The following is a 20,169-nucleotide window of genomic DNA, read 5'->3' as shown; positions in this document are numbered from 1 at the left end:
TCGTTAAAGTTATCCTCAATAAATATAACTATACCTTATACCGCCTATTTCTTCAACTTATCATATATATCCTTGTACTTTTCCGCACCCTTATTCCAACTATTATCTGAGTAAAATGCATTTTCTACAACCTTGTTCCATAAGTTTTTATTTCTGTATATATCTAAAGCTCTATCTAAACTATCTAACATATCTCTTGATTCAAAATCCTTAAAAACAAATCCATTACCTTTTTCCGTTAAAAAATTAAATTCTTTTACACTATCCTTTAATCCACCTACTGCTCTCACAATTGGAATTGTTCCATATCTCATAGATATCATTTGAGTCAATCCACAAGGCTCAAACTTTGAAGGAGCTAAAAATAAATCTGAAGATAAGTATATTTCATTAGCTAAATTTATATTAAAATCAATTGTAGTTTTTACCCTTCCTTTGTATCTTGATTCTAATTCCATTAGTACTTCTTCATAATAACTTTCTCCAGTTCCAGAAATAATTATCTCCATCCCCCTATCAACAAATTCCTGAATATTAGATATTAATAAACTTATTCCTTTTTGATTTACCAATCTACTTATTACAGATATTATAGGTGTGTTTTCATCTACAACTAAATTTAACTTTTCTTGAAGTTTTCTTTTGTTTACTTTTTTATATTTAATTAAATCTTGTATAGTTCCATTCTCTATAGGAACTTTAAATAGATTATAGTCTATTCCATTAAGTATACCTAAAAAGTTTTCATCTTTATCTTTCAAGACCTTCTCCAAACCAAACCCATAATGTTTTTCTTTAACCTCTTTCGAATAACTTGGACTTACTGTTGTTACCATATCACTTTTATTAATTGCCCATTTCATAAAGTTAATTCCTTCATTATGCTTTAGTTCTTTTTCAGTATAATACCTTTCTTCATCTATTCCAAGCATCCAAAGAGTATCTTTACCAAACTGCCCCTGATAAGCAAGATTATGAATAGTAAAGAGGGTTTTAATATTTCTATATCTATCTTCCTTATAATAAATATCTTTTAATGGTATAACCATAGATGAATGCCAATCGTTACAATGTAATATGTCTGGTACAAAGTCCTTTAGATATCTTACTCCTTCTAATACTGCTTTAGAAAAAAATATAAATCTTTCATCATCATCTCCATAACCATACACTTTTTCTCTATAAAAATAATCTGGATTATCTATAAAATAATACTCTATTCCTTTATAATTACAATATTCTAATACACAAGGAACTATCCTCCACCCTATAAACGTCTCATACTTAGCTAAGATTTTAATCTTTTTACGATAGTATTTAGGAAATTTATACTTAGGCATTATAACTCTAATATCAATACTTTTCTCCTTTAAAGCTTTAGGAAGTCCTAAAGCTACATCTCCAAGACCTCCAACTTTTGCAAAAGGATATGCTTCGGCAGTTACAAATAGAACCTTCATAAATTCACTCCCTTTTAGATAAAAAAAGAGCTCTAAAGCCCTTTTATAAATTTAAGAATTTATTAGTTTATCTTTTTGGATAATATGTTCATCTATCCATGTAATAATGAAGTTTAATATATCTATTAGATGTTTTTCTTGACTTTCATCTATCTTACTTAAATCAAAACTATTTATTTTATCAATAAACTCATCATGCTCAACCTTATGAGATAAAAATTTCTTATACCCTATACTAAGCATATATTCTTCCTCAGACTTAAAATGAAATACTGTATAGTTTGCAAGTTCTTCAACAACCTCAACAATCCTATCGTATTTATCTGTTAAAAAATCATTTTTTAACAATTCATAAACTTTATTAGCTATTTCTATTAGCTTTTTGTGTTGTTCATCTATAAGTTCAACACCAATTACATATTCCTCTTTCCAATGTACCATAATACTACCACTCTCCCTTACAGTATTATACTACAATTATATTATTCAGTGATTTTATTCATAAAAAATTTACATTCTTTTTCATTATCTAAATCTTTTCCTTAGAAATCAAAATACGTCTAACAGCATCATCTAACCTATCTTCCGATATTTCTCCTTTTATAACCTTATCTTTTATATAAGTTACAAGTTCCTCATAATCTTTTTCATTCCCGCCTGGAACTACTGTAACTGGCATCAAAATAATATCTGCTCCTGCATTAATAGATTTTTCAACTGCATCTTTTATATTATAGTTTTTAGCTATAGCTCCCATATTAAAGGCATCAGTTATAACAACTCCATTAAACCCCATTTTTTCTTTTAATAAGTCCGTTATCATTGCCTTAGATAAAGTTGCAGGGGTTTTATCATCATCTAATGCAGGCACTATTATATGCCCTACCATAATCATATCCACATTATTTTCTATAGCTTTTTTAAATGGATATAATTCAACTTTCTCAATTCTATCTATTGCGTGAATTACTTTAACGAGCTCTTTATGAGAATCTCCTGATGTATCACCATGTCCTGGGAAATGTTTAGCAGTAGCTAATATTCCCTTAGACTTAAGTCCTTTTATAAATTCAACTCCAAACTCAGCTACAACCTTTTCGTCACTACTAAAAGCTCTATTTCCTATGACTGGATTTTTAGGATTAGTATCAACATCCATTACAGGTGCAAAATCTAAGTTTAATCCTAAAGTTTCAAAATCTTCTCCAATAGTGCTTCCAGCTATAAATGCATTTTTAGAGTCTTTCGTATTTCCTATTTCTCTTGCACTTTTTGTTTTATTGCTCGTAGGTATTTTACTTACTTTTCCACCTTCTTGGTCTACTGCTATAAAAAACTTATTATCTTTGCTTAAGGCTTGAATATCTTTAGTTAACTTTTGGGTCTGATCTTTATTTACCATATTATACTCAAATAATATAATTCCAGCTAACTGATGCTTATTCAAAAAATTTTTAGTTTCTTCATTCACATTCGTGAACCTTATTGTTTTCCCGTTATCAACCACATTATCAATGGATAACATCATCATCTGATCAATCTTTTCTTCTATAGACATGTTCTTTACTTTGTCTTTTATTACATCTTGATAAGAATCTATATTTTGAACCTCATCTTTGGCTATACTGCATCCCCCTAAGGTTAATATCAATACAAAAGAAAGAAAAACTTTTAGTAATCTATTCATACTTTATTCTCCTCACTATTAATATTCCTTAGGTTATGTATATTTTGTTTATTCTATACTTTCAGCTAAAATATCATAAGCATACTGAATTATTTCATTTTAATTTCACAAATAAATACACTCTAATGAGTGTATTCAGCTGCTAAAATACTATCTTTTTTAAAATATCTAACTTGATTTCTTAAGTGGCAAAAGGCTTTAATATTTTCATCATTTACACCTAATACATCTATATTTCTTTTAGTTATATTATTGTCTTTACCCATGTAGATAATTGTAACAGCTTTATGATTTTCTATAGATTTTTTTATTATATCCATTACTAATCACCTCTTTAATATATTATAAACTATATTAAAAGTATATGCAAACATTTGTTCTCATATTCGTTTTATTCGTAAAAAAAGACACCCTAAGGTGTCTTGTATTATTTAGCTATTTTATCCATTATTTCTATCCTTGAATCTCCTAAAACCTTGGCAAGTTGTGGAGATATTATTCCATTCTTATACACTCTCTCCCCATTAGAATCAATAATCTTTTTTACTCTTTCTTCTAACTTTTCATAGGTAATAAGATTTTCTAAATACGAGTCTATTGAATCCTTTAAAAATGTTGCTAATTCCTTTGGGTTTTTATATACTGTTCTCATTTTAAACTCCTTTGTATTTCATTAATTTAGAATATTATATATTATAATATTCTAAATTTCAATTTACTTCTATATTTTTCTTAAGTTATAAAATTGTTTTTTTTTAATATCTTATGTTAAACTTAAGTTAGACTAATTTATTGAGGGGGAAGTAAAGTGAAAAATTTCAAAAAAATATCTTTGTTATTAATTATATCTCTAATTTCTGTAATGGTTCTCGGATGTTCAAAAAAAGAGAAACCATCAACAGTTTTTAATAACTTAAAAGATTATTTAAACAAACAAGATTACAAATCAATATATACGTTATTAGATGAAGACTCAAAATCATATATTAGCGAAGATGATTTTGTAAATAAGTATACTAATATATTAGGAAGTTTAGGATCAAAAGACATATCTATATCCTCTGAGGAGTTATCTACTGTAGACAAAACTAAAGAAAGTACAGTTAGTATCCCTTTTACATTATCAATGAACAGTGATTTTGGTGAAATAGACCTCCCTGACTATTCACTAGATTTAACTAAATCAAATGATAAATCTAATCCATGGAAAATTAAGTGGAGTGAAAAACTTATACTTCCTGAATTAGAAAAAGGAGAAAAGGTAAAATTTCAAAGAATAACTGCTGTCAGAGGAGAACTTATGGATAGAAATGGAACTAAGCTAGCTTCAAACGGCAAAGTGGCTTCTGTTGGAATACATCCACGTAAGTTTCTTACAGCTAAAGATTCTAATATACAAGCCCTATCCTCAATACTTGATTTAAGTATTGACTTTATAAAAGATAAGTTTAAAGATGCTGAAAATAAGCTAGATGAGTTTATTCCACTAGTTAAAATTTCCTTAAATGATAAAGAAAAAATTCAAAAAGCTACCAGCCTTCCTGGTGTACAATATATGGAGGTTTCCTCAAGAATCTATAATGGAGGAGAAGCTATAGGGTCATTAATAGGATATACTGCTCCAATAACTGCAGAAGAGCTTGAAAAAAGTTCAGATAAAGGTTACGGTTCTACTAGTAATATTGGCAAAGCTGGTTTAGAACAAGTTTTTGAAACAAGACTCAAAGGAACAGATGGATTTAAGTTAACCGCAACAAGAGATGGTAAAGATGTTACAATACTTCAGAAGGAATCATCACCTGGTGAAAATATAAAACTTACTATAGATTTACCACTACAACAAAAAGTTTATACTGAAATGAGCGGTAAAAAAGGTGCTTCTTCCTCACTAGATCCTAAAACTGGTGAAGTTTTAGCATTAGTTAGCTCACCTTCTTATGATCCTAACATTTTTGTAACTTATAGATCTGATACATTGAAGAAACAAATAGATTCAACTTGGTCTAATATTTCAGTAAACAGATTTAATAATTCCTATGCTCCAGGCTCAATATTTAAGCTTGTTACAGCTTCTATCGGATTAGATCAAGGAGTTATAAAACCAGATGAAGCATTAGATATTAAGGGAGCATCTTGGCAAAAAGACAGTTCTTGGGGTGGCAAAACTATAACTACTACAGTTGATCCTGGAAAACCTGTAAATCTTAAAGATGCTTTTATATACTCACACAATATTTATTTTGCACAACAAGCATTAAAAGTTGACAAGGATAAGTTTGTAGAAGGAATTAAATCTTTTGGTATAGGTGAAGATTTACCTTTCCCATACCCTATGGCAAAAAATCAAATATCTAGTGACAATTCCTTAAAAACCGATGAACTTCTTGCAGATACAGCTTATGGACAAGGGGAACTTTTAATTACACCTTTACACGCTGCTTTAATGTATAGCGCAGTAGTTAATAATGGTAATATAATGAATCCTATAATTGAAATTAGTGATTCTAATCCTCAAAAGATATGGAAAGAAAATGCTATAAGTAAGGATAACATAGATATATTAAAAAATGATTTAATTGCAGTTGTAAATAGTCCGGAAGCTACAGGTAATTTAGCTAAAATAAATGGAGTTAACATAGGTGGAAAGACTGGTACAGCTGAAATAAAATTAAATCAAGGAGATACTGCAGGTACTGAGAATTCTTGGTTTGTTGGAATAAACATGGATAATCCTAAAATGGTAATCGCAATGATGATGGAAGATACTAAATCCATAGGAGGCACACATTACCTTGTACCTAAAGTTAAAAATGTTCTTCAATATTCTTTAGGTTCATAATAAAAAATAGCTATGCATATTAAAATGTATAGCTATTTTTTATCTTTTAATTTTTCTACTCTATAACCAATTTCTCTGTTACTTTTCCTATAAGCTTCTATTATGAGCTCTTCTTTAGTTGGCTCTTGCCCTAATAGAGCATCAATTGTGAGTTGATTTCTAGTGCTGAAATATTTTTCTAAAATTCTTTCCTCTAATTCATCTTGAGAAGCTAAGGTTCCTTCATGTAATATATGTTTAACATCGAAGCCTTTTTCCCTTAAAGCTCTTCCTACTAGTATTGCTCTATGACAATTAATAGGATCTTGCATAGCTCCCATCAAAGCTATTTTATATCCTTTATTTAAACCATTTTTTAATCGTTTTATGCCTTCCAAAAAATGTTCATCTCTCATGGCTTTTTCAAAATCTGCATATCCTTCCTTTGTATAAGAACTTCTATTCATTCTTTGAGCTGCAAATTCTTTACCCATATAGATATATAAATAGCCCCTATCAGTAAGTGTTTTTCTTATTGTCTCTTTATTAAATTGAACATTGTATTTTGAATAGGGTGTTCCCCTTATATCTATTACACAATCTATATTAAAAATTTTAAGCATATCTATTAACTTTTCAACAGAATAATTAGAATGTCCTATTGTATAAATTTTCATAAATTATACTCCTTACTAATATCTTTGGTAAACTTGATTTTTATCAAGATATCCGCTGTCTATTAAAACCCTATCTAAATTATTTTCATCAACTAACACAGGGGTGAGTAAAATAGTTGGAACATCTTTTCTTCCATTATTAACAGTTGTACTAGCATCCACAGGATCTCCTTTTGAAAGTTTTACAGCAAGATCAACTGCCTCCTTTCCAAGTTCTCTACTATCTTTAAAAACAGTCATGCTTTGGGTACCATTTACAATTCTTCGAGCTGCTTCTAACTCTCCATCTTGCCCTGTTACTAATACCTTTCCAGCTAACCCTTGCTCGTCCAACGCTCTAATTACAGCACTTGCAATATTGTCATTAGGGGATAATATTGCAACTACATTATTATTATTTTCTACAAGTGCATTTTTAACTATATTATATGCATTTAATGGATTCCAATCAATAACTGGTGCTTCTTTTACTATATTTATATATCTTTGTAGTACACGAGGTCTTATATACTCCATAGCTCCCTCTCTAAGCAGAGATGAATTGTTATCCGCTGGATCCCCAAATAGAATTATATAATTTCCTCTTGGAGCTTTTTCTATTAAATATCTTCCTTGAATCTGCCCAACCCTTAAGCTGCTGTATGTTATATATGCATCTATATCTGCATCTAGTATTAATCTATCGTAAGCTATAATTTTAATTCCAGCCTTTTTTGCTTTATCAAGTACAGGGGCTAAGCTTTTAGAATTTATAGGAGCTATTATTAGAACTTGAACTCCTTGATCTATCATCTCATCTATTTGCTCATTTTGCCTGTTAGCATTATTTTCAGCTATAGTAACTTTAAGTGGCACTCCTAACATATCAGCCTGCATTTCCATATATCGACCATCTATTGCCCACCTATTCTGTACTTCATTTGGTAATGATACTCCTATAGGCCCCTGCCTGCTATTAATATATCTATTATTAAATCGTCCCACCCAGTTATATCTATTTACTTCTATTTCTTTGATTTCAAGAATCTCATTGTAAATATAAATGATTGGTACTAGAAAAATATCTGGTAATGATATATACATTTTTACCTCTAAATATAATTACTCCTTAATACATAGAATACTCATTTTATATGCATTTATTACTTTACAAAACTATTTCTTTCATATACAGCGTTTTTATCTAGATAGCCACTATCAATAAGCACTTTATCCAAATTATTCTTATCTACTAATACAGGATTAAGTAAAATTGATGGTACATCAACTTTGCCATTATTAGTTGTACCACTTGCATCAAGGGCTTCTCCTCTTGCAAGCTTAACTGCTGTATTTATAGCCTCTTTTCCTAACTCCCTAGTATCTTTAAAAACTGTCATACTTTGAGTCCCTTTAACTATCCGTCTAGCTGCATCTAAATCTGCATCTTGACCTGTGACTACAGTCTTTCCCTCTAATCCTTGTTCTCCCAATGCTCTAATTGCACCCTCTGCTACTGAATCACTTGGAGCTAATATAGCATCTATTTTATTATTATTTACCTTCAGGGCATCTTTTACTATATTATAAGAAACTTCAGGTGACCACTTAAACGCTGTAGCTTCCTTAACTATATTTATATATCTTTGCAAAACCCTAGGTCTAATATAATCCATAGCTCCTTGATTAACTAATGTAGCGTTATTATCATATGGATGTCCCAAAATTATTACATAATCTCCTCTTGGAACCTTTTCAATTAAATATCTACCCATAATTTCCCCAACCCTTACACTATCAAAAGTTATAAAAGCATCAAGATCTACATTAGGTATAAGTCTGTCATAAGCTATAACTTTTATCCCTTTATCCTTAGCCTTTTTTATTACTTCCTCTAAAGCACTCCCACTAATAGGTACTATTATCAATATATCAACACCTTGTGCTATTAGCTCCTCTATCTGTAGTATTTGATTTTCTTCACTGTTGTTGGCATTTTTAACTATTATCGGTATCCCCAACATATCTGCTTGTTCTTCCATAGCTTTCCCATCTCTGGCCCATCTTTTTGGTACCTCACTTGGTAGAGAAACACCTATTAATCCTTGTCTAATAGAAAAAAACATATTTCCAAAACTTTCTTTTAAATTAAATTCTTTATTTACAATTTCTTCAATATCTAAACTCCCTTTAGAAACGTACCTAGTAGGTACTAAAAAATTTTCTGGCATTAATAAAAACACTTTTACCTCTAAGTATAATTACTCTTTAATACATAGAATACTCTTTTTGTATTCATTTATTACTTTACAAAATCATTTATTTTTATTAATTATAATATAATGCACTTTTAAATAATATGACGTACTATTGTCATGTTATTTGATTTATAATAAAGATAACTAATTATAAGAGGTGATATAATGCCAACTCCTTTGAAATACATGTACGATGAAACTTTCCTAAGTAATTTTGCTAAAAAAATACATAGCGTATATGATAAATTTAATATAGATAGTTTTATACATACAGTAATGGACAATTCTTGGGAAAGTCTTGAGCTAAAAGAGAGAATTCGTAAGATAACTCTTGCACTAGGTGAACATCTCCCAACTGAATACGAAAAAGCCTTAGATATATTATTCTCTATTGATGAATCTTGTGTTGGATTTCCTTATTTATTTTTCCCTGACTTTGTAGAGGTATATGGGCAAGCTGATGAACACTGGTCCCTATCAATGAAGGCACTTGAACGATTCACAATTAAGTCATCATCTGAATTTGCTGTTAGGCCCTTTATACTTAAAAAACCTGAAACTATGATACTTCAAATGAAATCTTGGGCTACTAGTTCAAATGAACATGTTCGAAGACTCGCTAGTGAGGGCTTAAGACCACGTTTACCTTGGGGAATGTCTCTTCCAATTTTTAAAACTGATCCTATTCCAGTTTTATCTGTACTTGAAATATTAAAAAATGATGAATCACTTTATGTAAGAAAAAGCGTTAGTAATAATTTAAATGATATCTCAAAAGATAATCCTAATTTGGTATTAGAAACGGCTTTAGCTTGGAAAGGTGTAAGCGCTAATACCGATTGGATAATAAGACATGGTTGTAGAACTTTAATAAAAAAGTCGCATCCAAAAGCTCTTGAACTTTTCGGTTATTCTCTTAATGGCAGCAATGATTTTTTAATAAAAAAAGCTTTACTGAAAATAAATCCTTATAACATAACCATAGGAGATAGCTGTGACCTTCATTACGATTTAAAACTTGAGGTAAATAGAAAAACTAAAATTAGAATAGAATATAAGATAGATTTTATAAAAGCTAAAGGGAAAAAGTCCAGCAAAGCCTTTCTTCTATCAGATAAAGAAATTTCAAAAGATATTAATATAGAAGGAAGGCGTACTCATAGCTTTAAAGATTTAACTACACGTAAACACTATCCTGGAGAGCATTCTATAACTCTTCTCATAAATGGTAATGAAGTTTCTAAAGATACTCTAATCCTTAAGTAAAATAAAAGCACTTAGAAAAATCTAGGTGCTTTAGCTTTGTTGTATACTTCATTTCAAAGTCTTAATTATATATTATAAGCTTGCGCGTTCAACCATCAACTACAGTATCCTGATCATTTATAATACTTTCTCAAGCTCTTCTTTAATATTATTTGTAAGTACTCCCCCATGATAACATATAAGCTTTTCTATATTATAGGGCATAAACTTTTTTATAGACTCTTTTGCACTAACCATATCTAAGGTATACTCAGGATTAGCAATAGATAAATGACCCTTTTCAATGACCATTGCATCTCCAGTAATTAAGGTTTTGCTTTCTTTAACATATATTGATATATGTCCTGGCATATGCCCTGGAGTATTTATTATCTCTAGCCCTCCACAGCAATTAAGAACTTCTCCATCTTCTACACATTTATCTACAAAAACATTCTCTAAAGCTTCAAGCTGCTTTTGAAACTCTCTAGCACCAGCTTTTTCATTTTCCGGAAGAATATCATAAATATCTTCTGCCTGCTGTAACCTTAATGATTTTACTTTTCCGCTTACATATTTCTCTTCCTCTATAGATGAAATAATCTCAACACTTGGATACTTTCTTTTTAGCTCAGCTAAAGATCCCATATGATCGTAGTCATGATGTGTAATTATAACCTTTGTTAAATTACTTATATCTACATTATTTTCTTTGGCTGCTTTTTCTATTAGCTCTAATGAATTTGGATAACCGCAGTCAATCAAAATCATTTCTTTATCATCCCTTAAGATCACAGGAAAAATACTATTAACTGAATCATTATAAAAATATTTTAATTCCAATACCTCTAAAGTGCTCATTTTCTCACTCCTTGATAAATCTATACTTAATACTATATCATATTATTTTTAATCTTATTGCTCATAATTGTTTCTGTATTAATAAAGCAAGAAGCAGTTAGTATTTCTACCAACTGCTTCTTGCTAATTTCATCTGATGTCTAGCCACTGTAACACTCCCACGCACTGTGTGAAAGCGACTATGCCAAATATAAAATTTGGAATATCTTCTTTTCTTCAAGTGGGAGATAACCGTGGCACGACCCTAGCTATGTTCAGCAATTCTATTTAAGTTTATTTTATGTTTGAATTTCTCAATTGATCTATTAATTATAAGTTCCTCTGGAAAATTAACTTCCTTTAAAACTTCATATGCTAAATCATATTTACAAATATCTGTATCTATATGAGCGTCACTTGCTACTATAATTTCCACATCATACTTCTTGCATAGCTCTAACATACTAATGTTATTTTCTCTAGCATTTTTTCTATTATTAATAGGATTTAAGGAGTTATTGTTAAGCTCTAAAAGTGTATTATACTCTTTAGCGGCTTGTACAATAATCTCATAATTTAAAGGACAATCTCCATCATCGGGATGACTTATAATATCTATTCTCGGATTCTTTATTGCCTCCATTATAGCATTTGTATTTTGTTCCATAGTTCCATGTGTATAACAATGATGATGTATTCCTGCTATTCTTATGTCTAACTTATCTATGATTCTATCCTCTAAACTAAGTTTACCATCATAATCTAAAATATTTATCTCAGCTCCAAGCATAAGTTCTACTCCATACATCTCTCTAGGAACCACTCGTAAGTTGGCAAAATAAATAGGTGCGCATGTTCCTGGTATTCCTGTTGCATGTTCTGTAATTCCTAACAATTTTAAACCTTTATTAGAAGCCTCTTTAGCCATTTCTCTTATAGTGCTATAAGCATGACCACTTGCTATTGTATGTGTGTGAACGTCCAATTCTATATTCATTTCTACCTCCTTGAAATATAACAATTAATTACACTAACTATTATACCTCTAATTTATTTACTTAGATTATAAAAAATAAAAAACCTCAATTTCTCAAGGTTTCTTATCTTATTAAAATTCAAAATATATCCAATTATCTATTTCCAGATCATTAAAATAGTACCTGAAGTTATAAGTGCTCCTGCTATAAATGTTTTTATGGTGAAATCTTCTTTTAATATGAAAAATGATAAAATCAATGTAAGTACTATGCTTAATTTGTCAATCAATGCAACCTGTGCAACTTGTCCCAACGAAATAGCTTTATAATAAAATACCCAAGACAATCCGGTAGCTATACCTGAAAGTATTAAGAATGTCCAATTTTGCTTAGTTAAGCTGGTTATCCCTTTGTATCCTCCTGTACTTAAAACAATTCCCCATGCTAGAACTATTATCACTACAGTTCTTATAGCAGTAGCTAAATTAGAATCTACTCCTTTAATACCTATTTTGGCTAGAATTGATGTAAGCGCTGCAAATACTGCTGAAAGTATGGCAAATAATTTCCACATTCTTTACCCTCCCTATAAAAATCACTACTTCTTTACTTTAGCTTATTCTGATTTGATTAATTCGTTACAAAATTAAATATTTATTTTTAGTATTATAGCATAAATAAAAGTATACATTCTACTAAATTAAAGCTTAGTAAAAGTATACTTTAAAGCTTATTTTTCTAACTTTATTGATATTAAGAGTTTTTTACAGGATGCCTTATTACGGTTTTTAGTTTATCTAAGCTTGTTTTTCTAGGATCAGACAGATAAATTTCATGATGTCTTTTTATTATACCTTGTTCATTTATGGTAGAGATTGCATTTATCAAATTATTATCTTCTACATATTTATCTAACTTTTCTACAGTTTTAGGTTCATCATCATATGAACCAATGTGCATAATTTGAACACAAAGACCTTCTCTGAAACTTTGTAATCTAGCCTTAGAAACATTTAAATCAGGTTTCTTTCTTAATACCTCACTACATGCCCACTCAAACACCTCTTTTGTAACAAATTCAGGCTGTCTTATCATTGATGTCCACTCAAATTTATCCTTTTTAGTAAAATCCATTTCATCATTCTCTACCCACCAAAGACCTTCAAGCGGTGGAACAACATATTCGAAATAACCTTCTATATTATAACTTCCCTTTTTGCTCATCTTTATAGCATAAGATAAAGCATATAAAATTTCTACTGCAGATTTATATTCTCCTTCCTCATCATTTGGATTTCCTTTTCCATCTACCATAATAAAATTCATCTCTGGAACGTCAACCACCATTGGTTCATTTTTAGGCAGATATAAATCTTTAAACTCTTTTTTATAATCTAACTTAACTTGAGTCATTCTATTTTCTCCTCCTACTCTATTGGAATTATAATTTCAGTTATATAATTATTAGGGTTGCCTTTAAATATTTTACCTGGCCCTTTAATATATATTTCTCTTGATGGTGTTAAACATTTATAATTTTTATCTTTTGCATAATCTAATATGGATTTATAAGCCATATTTAGGCTCCCATAATCACCTTTATGAATTGTAGCAACTGCTTTTATCTTAGGTAATTCTTTTATTGTTACCTCGTCATTTTCAATTTTTTCTGATGTTGGTACACATAGTTCTATGTCGGCCTCTTCAGCATATTCACTATCATAATAACAGTTAAAAGGCTCTCCCACTGCTTTCCCTTTTATTGCTTTATATATTTTCCCAATATGCTTTCCTACATCGCTATACTTTCCTTTAAATCTAATTGATGCAACCCTCACAGCTTCAAGCTCTTTAATTTTAATTTCATAGCTCATACTAATCTCCTCTTCCTTATCTAAATTAATATAGAGGTCTATCTTTTTAAGTAATAGTTTTTCTTGCTGAATTTTCTTTTCTATTAACTCTTTCTTTTCTTGTAAATAATAAGATAAATCTGATTTATCCTCATAGCTATTAAGTAGATCTTTAATCTCAGAAATAGAAAAATCTAAGTTTCGTAACATCAGTATTAGCTCCGCCTTTTTAAAATCCTCTTCGCTATAATACCTATAATTAGTATCCTCATCTCTATAAGATGGAGTTAGTATATTTTCTTCATCATAATATCTTAAAGTCTTTACAGTCATATTTGTTATCTTTGAAAACTCACCTATTTTATACATTTCTTCCCCTCCATAACATCAGTATAACCTATCCCCTGCACTGGAAAGTCAATATATTTTCATAACACTGTTTCAATGTTACAATGTTCCAATGCTTCACTGTTCCGCTGTTCCTATGTTTTTATGTTTCTACGCAAGTATGTTTTTATGCAATTATGCTTCCCTGTTTTGCTGTTCCAATGCTGTTATGCTCCTATGATTTTAGAATCAAAAAAAAAGAAGTTAAACTACAAAAAGATTTCTGTAGCTTAACTTTATGTTTAAACATCAACTTTTTCCATATGATTTGCATACCATCTACTAAATAGTATTTTCAAAGAAGCTGCAAGTGGTACTCCTATAAGCATTCCTATAAGACCACCAACATTTCCACCTATAAGTATTGCAAGCATAGTAAATACTGGATGTAACCCTACACTATCACCAACTATTTTAGGTGCTAATAGATTATTGTCTATTTGCTGAACCACAAGCATTCCTATGATTGCCCATACGGCAGTTATTGGTTCTCCACTTAATAAAGCCATAACTACAGCAAGTATAGTTCCTACAACTGGTCCTATATATGGTATCATGTTACAAATACCAGCTATTATACCTATAACTAAGGCATAGTCTATTCCTATAAGGAATAATGCAATTGTTGATAATACTCCAACCATAAATGCTTCTAATAGTTGTCCTTTTATATAATTATTAAAAGTATCATTGATTATATTAAATATTTCTTTCAACTTATTTCCAGACTTGCTCTTTCCAAAGATAAGATTAAAAATCTTATTCCATAAATCCATAAAGTATTCTGAATCCTTTATAAGATAAATACTAAGAACTAAAGCTATAAAAAATGTTGCAATATTTCCACCTGTATTAACTACAAAGTTCCCCATAGCCCCTATACTGTTTGTTACATATACCTGTATAGAACTTACTATTTGCGCTATTTTATCATTTAAATTTCCTCCAAGAAGAGAAATATTTAAACTTTCTAGCTTTTCACTTATAGAATTTACTGAAAGAGTTGAATTGTTTAAGTAATCAGTTAAATACGCGGTCATATTTGTTATGGATGTATTATTTGAAAGTTTGCCTCCAACCATGATATATATACCAGAAATTATAGCTATAAATATTGCCATTACTAATATGTACATAGTTACTATTCCAACTGTTCGTCTTGTGCCTTCTTTTTTAAATATGTTATTTTTTCTTAAAAATTCTTCAATAAATTTAACTCCAGGATAAAGTAGATATGCTATTATTAATGCTATAAAAAGAGGCTTTACTAACTGCATAAAATATCCTATTGTTCGTGAAATAAAATTAATTATTCCTCCTATATTATCGAAAAGACTTATACCCGCATAAATTAAAAGAGCCGTTCCTGCAAAATATAAGCAATACTGTATTAGTTTTTTATCTAATTTCATTAATGCCAAATCCTCCTGAATAATGTATTATAATTTTCATTACCTTATTATATGGTTATTTATAATTATAATAAATATATGTCAATCAGTAAAGAACAAATAATTTCTAATATGTAAAAACCATTATCACAAATGTAATAATGGTTTTTATTTTATAAGCTTTCTAATTCTTTACATATATTATCAATTTCGTTATAACTGCTTGTCATATCTACTATGCTTTTATTTAATTCATTTATTGCTAAAAATATTTGCTCCATAGATGCTGCTGTTTCTTCAACATTATCGCTGATATTATGAACAGAATCTAAGGAATCTTTCATAGATTTCTCTAATATTCTATACTGAGAACTAACATTTTTTGAATGACTAAGTACATTCGAGGTATTAGAATTAACATTTTTAAATAAATCTTTTACATCATTTGTATGGTCATTACAAGCCTGTATAGATTTTTGCTCTTTAAGTATTTGATTTGCAACTACTTGCGTTTTATTTGATATATTATTAAGTATTGATTCAACTTTATCTGTTGATGCTTTTGAGTCCTCTGCCAATTTTCTAACTTCTTCAGCTACTACAGCAAACCCCTTACCATGTTCTCCAGCTCTTGCTGCTTCAATTGATGCATTAAGTGCCAAAAGATTCGTTTGCTCTGATATTTCTGTAATACTGTTTATTATTTGTACTATTTTGCTATTTTCTTCACTTAGCTCAGTTATTAATGAAACTACACTAGTAATATCTGAATTAACCTTATTCATTTCTGATGATAGTATATCCACTTTATTTGTACCTTCTAACACAACATTTTCCGTAGACCTTGAAAGTTCTTCCATAGTTCTTATTGCGTTTGTAACTTCCTCAACCTTTTCTACGCCGACTTCCATGACAGATTTCATGCTGTCTACTACCTCTACTTGATTTGAAGCTCCTGCTGAAACCTCACTAGTTGAGCTTGTAATCTCCTCTGTTATCTGACCTGTTGAAGAGATTCCATTTCTTATTTTTTTGTTAGCATCTGTTAAAGTTTTTATAGTGGTGTATATCTTTTCTAATAATACTTCTGCTTTTTGTTTTGCCTCTTTCGTTTCTTTATGGTTGTCTTCTATGTTCTTATATATTGTTTTTGTTATAAATGCATTAATAGATAGTACAGCTGATGCTGCTACAATGTATAATATGTAAAATATCAATTCTTCATAGCCTACAGAAGCAAATAGGCTTGTCTTATATGTTAAAAAGAAATATATGATTAATGCTGAGGATACCAGAGCCTCTATTATCAATACTTTAAAATCTTGATAAACACTAATAAGCATTACCCCATAATAAATCAAAATAAAATTTGCCCAATTAGGATCAGATATAAACATTATAAATATTACGACCCCATACATAAATATCCCAAAATACATAGCCGGTATGATTTTTTTTCTTAGCACTAGAATGATGTCAACTAAAGCTAAAGGTATAGCTGCCGCTATTAAAATCACTATAGCCTTTTGATCTACTTTCAAAATAACATCAAATATAACTCTTAATATTACGGATCCTATAAATCCTGCAAGCATAATCTTATTTTTTAAATCAATGTTCTTTTTATAATCCATTGTCTTTCCCCCTCTTAGAGATTGTATAATAATCATCCTTAATATGTTTTAATATCCATCTATATATATTTTCGTCATAATCTCCCTAATAGTTTATCATGTTATTATATTTTCTTCTATATTATCTCAAACTTTATTACATAATTCCTCATTTTTCACTAAAGGTTCATTTTTATACATAAAAAAATAATCCATTATATATATTTTTTAGTAAAATAGTAACTACTTATATAAAATTTTGTTTTTGTAAGTTCAAAAATACTAAATATTATTGAAAGCAGGGTGAACTTAAAATGAATGTGAAAATAAAAGCGATAGACTATTATCATCCAAAAACAAAATATTCAAACGAATACTTTTTAGATCATTTCTCTAAACAAGGAGTAGACATTTCTGGGCTTTTAAAAGTTACAGGGAGAAAAGAGAGATATATTTCAGAAGATCCATATGAAAACTCTTTGACTATGGCAATTGAAGCCTGTACAAAAGTTTTAAGAACTTCTGACATAGATCCAACCGATATAAATCTAGTTGTTTTTGTATCCTCAACCCCAGAGTATTTATCTCCTACAAATGCTGTTAAAATACATGAAGCTTTAGGTTTAGGTAAACAAACTAATGCATATGATATGAACGGTAATTGCTCTGGAATGATCAATGCTTTTGATCAAGTTTGCAGAACTATGAAAAGTAATAATAGAATAAAATATACACTTTTAGTTGGCTCAGATTTACTTATTAGATATTCTAGAAAATCCGAAGCTATAACTTATGCTAACTTTGGTGAATCAGCTTGTGCAGTTTTATTAGAAAATGTTGATAACGGTCCTTCCGATTTTATAGATAGCTCCTCTTATGTGGACAGTTCTTTAAGCTGCTATATAAACTTCCCACCTGAAGGATTCTCAAATGTTCTTGCAACCGAAGAAGCACCTGAAAAAGATAACAGAATAATAGAGTGGATAGACTTTAATACAGACGATGCTTTTGCAAGTTCTGTAGATTCAATAAATGATATTTTAGGAAGAAATAATTTAACTAAAAAGGATGTTAAACTTTATTGTTTATCTCAATTTGCAAAAAAAAATATTGATATGATTCAAGCTACGCTAGAAGAACCAGTTGAGAAATTTCCTTTTGTTGGAGACAGGTTTGGTTACACAGGTGTAACTAGTCCATTTTTAGCTTTAGCTGATTCTATAAAAAATGGTAACCTTAATCCTGGAGACCATGTTATTCTTTGGACAGTAGGCGCTGGAGTAATAGCTTCCTGTGTTCTTTTAAGATATTAAATAATAAAGAGTTGTTCAAGCCTAAGCTATGGACAACTCTTTATTTCTTACATATAAATCACTGTTATTGCTTTAGCCATAAAGCTGGTACTGAGCTTGGTTCCCAACCTACTAATGAGGTATGGGCTTGACGGCACATATAGGTGCCACCATTATAAGTTACTATATCACCAACTTTATATGCATGATTTGGAACCCATGCATTGTTATTTGTAGAACTTGAAACTGTTACTGATATCTGATTCGAAGTAACTGTTTTACTACCATCACTTAATTCACATTTATATGAATAAGTGCCTGGAGTTTTTGATGTAATATTATAGTTAATAGTTTTACTTGCCTGCCCAACAGTTAAACTTCCTGAGGTTATTACAGTTGTTCCTTCATAAATCTTATATGAAGTTGCAGTATTATAGCCTGGAATTACTGCAGATATTGTATAGTTTCCACTCGTAACAGCTGAAGAGCTTAAAGTTGCTGCCTTAAGTGTGTTAGTAGGTGGAGTTAAATTATTAAAATAGTTTCTGAAATAGTTTGACCAATTATAGTTTGTATACTTATCCCAATTTATTGACCAAGTCATAAGCCCTCTTAGATTAGGGTATTTATTATTAATCTTATAACTTCCAACGGTTCCTCCATAAATTAATCCATCTAAAGCGCTTTGAACTTCAGAATTTGAAACATATCCATTTCCCGCACTATTACAGCTTGGAACACCAATAACAACTTGATCTTGTCTTAATGCTGGGAAGAAATAATTAGGATCATTATTTACATTAAAGCCAGTTAATAACATATCAGCTAAAGATGCATAAAATTCACCAGTTCCCATGGATTGTGCCTTTCCATTTATATCATTTATCGAACCCGAATTGTAATATTGTACTTGAACCCAATTTAAATAATCCCTAAGTCCATAGATTACTGGCAAAAATGATCCTGCTCTATTATCAACATATGAATTTAATCCGCCATAATAGGTATGTCCAAGTTGAACAAAAAAAGTTTCAGGTGCCATAGTTAAAACAAAATTCGTACCGTATTTTGCTTTCAATTGTTTTAATGCACTAATAGTATTAACTATAACTGGCGTTGTAGGATTCTTAAAGTCCTTATCTCCTGCATCTAAATGAAGTGAATGTCCTTCAAAATCTACATCTAATCCATCTAATCCATATCTATCAATAATAGTACTTACGGAATTAACAAAACTAGTAACAGCTCCAGCACTTGTTAGTTGAACCTCACCATTTTGTCCTCCTATAGATAGTAAAACTTTTTTTCCTTTACTTTGAAGATATTGAACATCACTTTTAAATTCAGAATCCGTTGCATTATATGGAGTAAATCTTATATCCCCAGAAGTAACTGTAGTTGGTTCTCCAAAAGAAATATTAATGACATCAAAGTTTGATGAAACATCTCTAAGTTTAATATCTCCTGATCCATTATTAAAATTATGCCAGTAACCTACTAAGACATGAGTTGGAATAGCACTTGATGTTACTGCGGATACTGTTTTTGTATTCCCAAGTATTACCCCCGTAACCATAAGAGTTGTCATAGCTATAACTGAAACAGCCTTTTTAATTAATTTACTTTTAATCAAAATTTTTCGCTCCTTTTATTTTTTGTATATCATATGGATATTATTGTAGTTTATTCTTT

The 20,169-nt window shown here is 29.9% G+C and carries 19 protein-coding genes; 3 read left to right on the top strand and 16 right to left on the bottom strand.

All coding sequences use genetic code 11. The features are described 5' to 3' along the window. Window positions 1–44: 44 nt before the first annotated feature. The 5 genes from P8F83_RS04000 to P8F83_RS03980 form a co-directional block, all read right to left on the bottom strand. Window positions 45–1,460: a glycogen synthase gene (locus P8F83_RS04000; RefSeq protein WP_326513559.1), complete on the bottom strand. Its 1,416-nt coding sequence runs from the start codon at window positions 1,458–1,460 to the stop codon at window positions 45–47. A 51-nt stretch (window positions 1,461–1,511) separates the two neighbouring features. After that, window positions 1,512–1,901: a bacteriohemerythrin gene (locus tag P8F83_RS03995; RefSeq protein ID WP_073016920.1), complete on the bottom strand. Its 390-nt coding sequence runs from the start codon at window positions 1,899–1,901 to the stop codon at window positions 1,512–1,514. A gap of 88 nt (window positions 1,902–1,989) precedes the next feature. Continuing rightward, window positions 1,990–3,147, bottom strand: coding sequence for a beta-N-acetylhexosaminidase (nagZ, locus tag P8F83_RS03990; protein WP_286908148.1), 1,158 nt, complete (start codon window positions 3,145–3,147; stop codon window positions 1,990–1,992). A 122-nt stretch (window positions 3,148–3,269) separates the two neighbouring features. Continuing rightward, on the bottom strand, window positions 3,270–3,467 hold the full coding sequence (locus P8F83_RS03985; protein WP_021802392.1) for a hypothetical protein: 198 nt from the start codon (window positions 3,465–3,467) through the stop codon (window positions 3,270–3,272). A 107-nt stretch (window positions 3,468–3,574) separates the two neighbouring features. Beyond that, window positions 3,575–3,799 carry a TIGR04540 family protein gene (locus P8F83_RS03980; protein WP_021802393.1) on the bottom strand — a complete coding sequence of 75 codons (225 nt, stop codon included), beginning with the start codon at window positions 3,797–3,799 and terminating at the stop codon, window positions 3,575–3,577. A gap of 156 nt (window positions 3,800–3,955) precedes the next feature. Between P8F83_RS03980 and P8F83_RS03975 the strand changes: the two genes are divergently transcribed. Then, a complete protein-coding gene (locus P8F83_RS03975; RefSeq protein WP_238904201.1) occupies window positions 3,956–5,986 on the top strand; it encodes a penicillin-binding transpeptidase domain-containing protein in 2,031 nt (676 codons plus the stop codon). A gap of 32 nt (window positions 5,987–6,018) precedes the next feature. Here P8F83_RS03975 and P8F83_RS03970 read toward each other — a convergent pair whose 3' ends face one another. From P8F83_RS03970 to P8F83_RS03960, 3 genes are read right to left on the bottom strand one after another with little or no spacing between them, the layout of a single operon-like run. Next, entirely contained in the window at window positions 6,019–6,642 is a 624-nt protein-coding gene (locus tag P8F83_RS03970) for a DUF488 domain-containing protein (protein ID WP_238904198.1), read from the bottom strand. A 15-nt stretch (window positions 6,643–6,657) separates the two neighbouring features. After that, on the bottom strand, window positions 6,658–7,725 hold the full coding sequence (locus P8F83_RS03965) for a sugar ABC transporter substrate-binding protein (RefSeq protein WP_326513558.1): 1,068 nt from the start codon (window positions 7,723–7,725) through the stop codon (window positions 6,658–6,660). A gap of 59 nt (window positions 7,726–7,784) precedes the next feature. After that, the gene (locus P8F83_RS03960; protein ID WP_326513557.1) at window positions 7,785–8,852 is read right to left on the bottom strand and encodes a sugar ABC transporter substrate-binding protein; all 1,068 of its coding nucleotides are present in this window, start codon (window positions 8,850–8,852) and stop codon (window positions 7,785–7,787) included. 192 nt (window positions 8,853–9,044) lie between these two features. On the opposite strand from P8F83_RS03960, the gene P8F83_RS03955 reads away from it, so the two are divergent. Next, a complete protein-coding gene (locus P8F83_RS03955; protein WP_326513556.1) occupies window positions 9,045–10,145 on the top strand; it encodes a DNA alkylation repair protein in 1,101 nt (366 codons plus the stop codon). A gap of 117 nt (window positions 10,146–10,262) precedes the next feature. Here the strand turns inward: P8F83_RS03955 and P8F83_RS03950 are convergent, their stop codons facing one another. The 7 genes from P8F83_RS03950 to P8F83_RS03920 form a co-directional block, all read right to left on the bottom strand. Further along, window positions 10,263–10,985, bottom strand: coding sequence for an MBL fold metallo-hydrolase (locus P8F83_RS03950; protein WP_326513555.1), 723 nt, complete (start codon window positions 10,983–10,985; stop codon window positions 10,263–10,265). A 244-nt stretch (window positions 10,986–11,229) separates the two neighbouring features. After that, complete coding sequence (locus P8F83_RS03945) at window positions 11,230–11,961, bottom strand: phosphatase (protein WP_326513554.1); 732 nt, start codon at window positions 11,959–11,961, stop codon at window positions 11,230–11,232. A gap of 137 nt (window positions 11,962–12,098) precedes the next feature. Beyond that, window positions 12,099–12,515, bottom strand: a complete 417-nt coding sequence (locus P8F83_RS03940) for an EamA family transporter (RefSeq protein ID WP_073016933.1) — start codon at window positions 12,513–12,515, stop codon at window positions 12,099–12,101. A 179-nt stretch (window positions 12,516–12,694) separates the two neighbouring features. Then, window positions 12,695–13,354 (bottom strand): GyrI-like domain-containing protein, encoded by a 660-nt coding sequence (locus P8F83_RS03935; RefSeq protein ID WP_286908159.1) that lies wholly within the window; start codon window positions 13,352–13,354, stop codon window positions 12,695–12,697. Between the two features lie 14 nt (window positions 13,355–13,368). Then, window positions 13,369–14,163 carry a MerR family transcriptional regulator gene (locus P8F83_RS03930; protein WP_286908161.1) on the bottom strand — a complete coding sequence of 265 codons (795 nt, stop codon included), beginning with the start codon at window positions 14,161–14,163 and terminating at the stop codon, window positions 13,369–13,371. 260 nt (window positions 14,164–14,423) lie between these two features. Then, window positions 14,424–15,593: an AI-2E family transporter gene (locus tag P8F83_RS03925; RefSeq protein ID WP_238904182.1), complete on the bottom strand. Its 1,170-nt coding sequence runs from the start codon at window positions 15,591–15,593 to the stop codon at window positions 14,424–14,426. A 152-nt stretch (window positions 15,594–15,745) separates the two neighbouring features. Further along, window positions 15,746–17,206: a methyl-accepting chemotaxis protein gene (locus P8F83_RS03920; RefSeq protein WP_238904180.1), complete on the bottom strand. Its 1,461-nt coding sequence runs from the start codon at window positions 17,204–17,206 to the stop codon at window positions 15,746–15,748. 293 nt (window positions 17,207–17,499) lie between these two features. On the opposite strand from P8F83_RS03920, the gene P8F83_RS03915 reads away from it, so the two are divergent. Next, complete coding sequence (locus P8F83_RS03915) at window positions 17,500–18,498, top strand: 3-oxoacyl-[acyl-carrier-protein] synthase III C-terminal domain-containing protein (protein WP_326513553.1); 999 nt, start codon at window positions 17,500–17,502, stop codon at window positions 18,496–18,498. Between the two features lie 64 nt (window positions 18,499–18,562). Here P8F83_RS03915 and P8F83_RS03910 read toward each other — a convergent pair whose 3' ends face one another. Beyond that, window positions 18,563–20,110 carry a carbohydrate-binding protein gene (locus tag P8F83_RS03910; protein ID WP_326513552.1) on the bottom strand — a complete coding sequence of 516 codons (1,548 nt, stop codon included), beginning with the start codon at window positions 20,108–20,110 and terminating at the stop codon, window positions 18,563–18,565. Between the last annotated feature and the right edge of the window lie 59 nt (window positions 20,111–20,169).

The organism is Clostridium intestinale (assembly GCF_035905475.1).
Lineage (GTDB): Bacteria > Bacillota > Clostridia > Clostridiales > Clostridiaceae > Clostridium_T > Clostridium_T intestinale.
The sequence above is the reverse complement of the archived record's forward strand: the minus strand, read 5'-3'. Positions and strand labels throughout refer to the sequence as shown.

Coding starts and splice junctions, on each gene's coding strand:
- P8F83_RS03940 (WP_073016933.1), bottom strand. CDS start 12,515: ATGTGGAAATTATTTGCCATACTTTCAGCAGTATTTGCAGCGCTTACA.
- nagZ (WP_286908148.1), bottom strand. CDS start 3,147: ATGAATAGATTACTAAAAGTTTTTCTTTCTTTTGTATTGATATTAACC.
- P8F83_RS03935 (WP_286908159.1), bottom strand. CDS start 13,354: ATGACTCAAGTTAAGTTAGATTATAAAAAAGAGTTTAAAGATTTATAT.
- P8F83_RS04000 (WP_326513559.1), bottom strand. CDS start 1,460: ATGAAGGTTCTATTTGTAACTGCCGAAGCATATCCTTTTGCAAAAGTT.
- P8F83_RS03930 (WP_286908161.1), bottom strand. CDS start 14,163: ATGTATAAAATAGGTGAGTTTTCAAAGATAACAAATATGACTGTAAAG.
- P8F83_RS03965 (WP_326513558.1), bottom strand. CDS start 7,725: ATGTATATATCATTACCAGATATTTTTCTAGTACCAATCATTTATATT.
- P8F83_RS03945 (WP_326513554.1), bottom strand. CDS start 11,961: ATGAATATAGAATTGGACGTTCACACACATACAATAGCAAGTGGTCAT.
- P8F83_RS03970 (WP_238904198.1), bottom strand. CDS start 6,642: ATGAAAATTTATACAATAGGACATTCTAATTATTCTGTTGAAAAGTTA.
- P8F83_RS03920 (WP_238904180.1), bottom strand. CDS start 17,206: ATGGATTATAAAAAGAACATTGATTTAAAAAATAAGATTATGCTTGCA.
- P8F83_RS03995 (WP_073016920.1), bottom strand. CDS start 1,901: ATGGTACATTGGAAAGAGGAATATGTAATTGGTGTTGAACTTATAGAT.
- P8F83_RS03925 (WP_238904182.1), bottom strand. CDS start 15,593: ATGAAATTAGATAAAAAACTAATACAGTATTGCTTATATTTTGCAGGA.
- P8F83_RS03915 (WP_326513553.1), top strand. CDS start 17,500: ATGAATGTGAAAATAAAAGCGATAGACTATTATCATCCAAAAACAAAA.
- P8F83_RS03985 (WP_021802392.1), bottom strand. CDS start 3,467: ATGGATATAATAAAAAAATCTATAGAAAATCATAAAGCTGTTACAATT.
- P8F83_RS03960 (WP_326513557.1), bottom strand. CDS start 8,852: ATGCCAGAAAATTTTTTAGTACCTACTAGGTACGTTTCTAAAGGGAGT.
- P8F83_RS03955 (WP_326513556.1), top strand. CDS start 9,045: ATGCCAACTCCTTTGAAATACATGTACGATGAAACTTTCCTAAGTAAT.
- P8F83_RS03980 (WP_021802393.1), bottom strand. CDS start 3,799: ATGAGAACAGTATATAAAAACCCAAAGGAATTAGCAACATTTTTAAAG.
- P8F83_RS03950 (WP_326513555.1), bottom strand. CDS start 10,985: ATGAGCACTTTAGAGGTATTGGAATTAAAATATTTTTATAATGATTCA.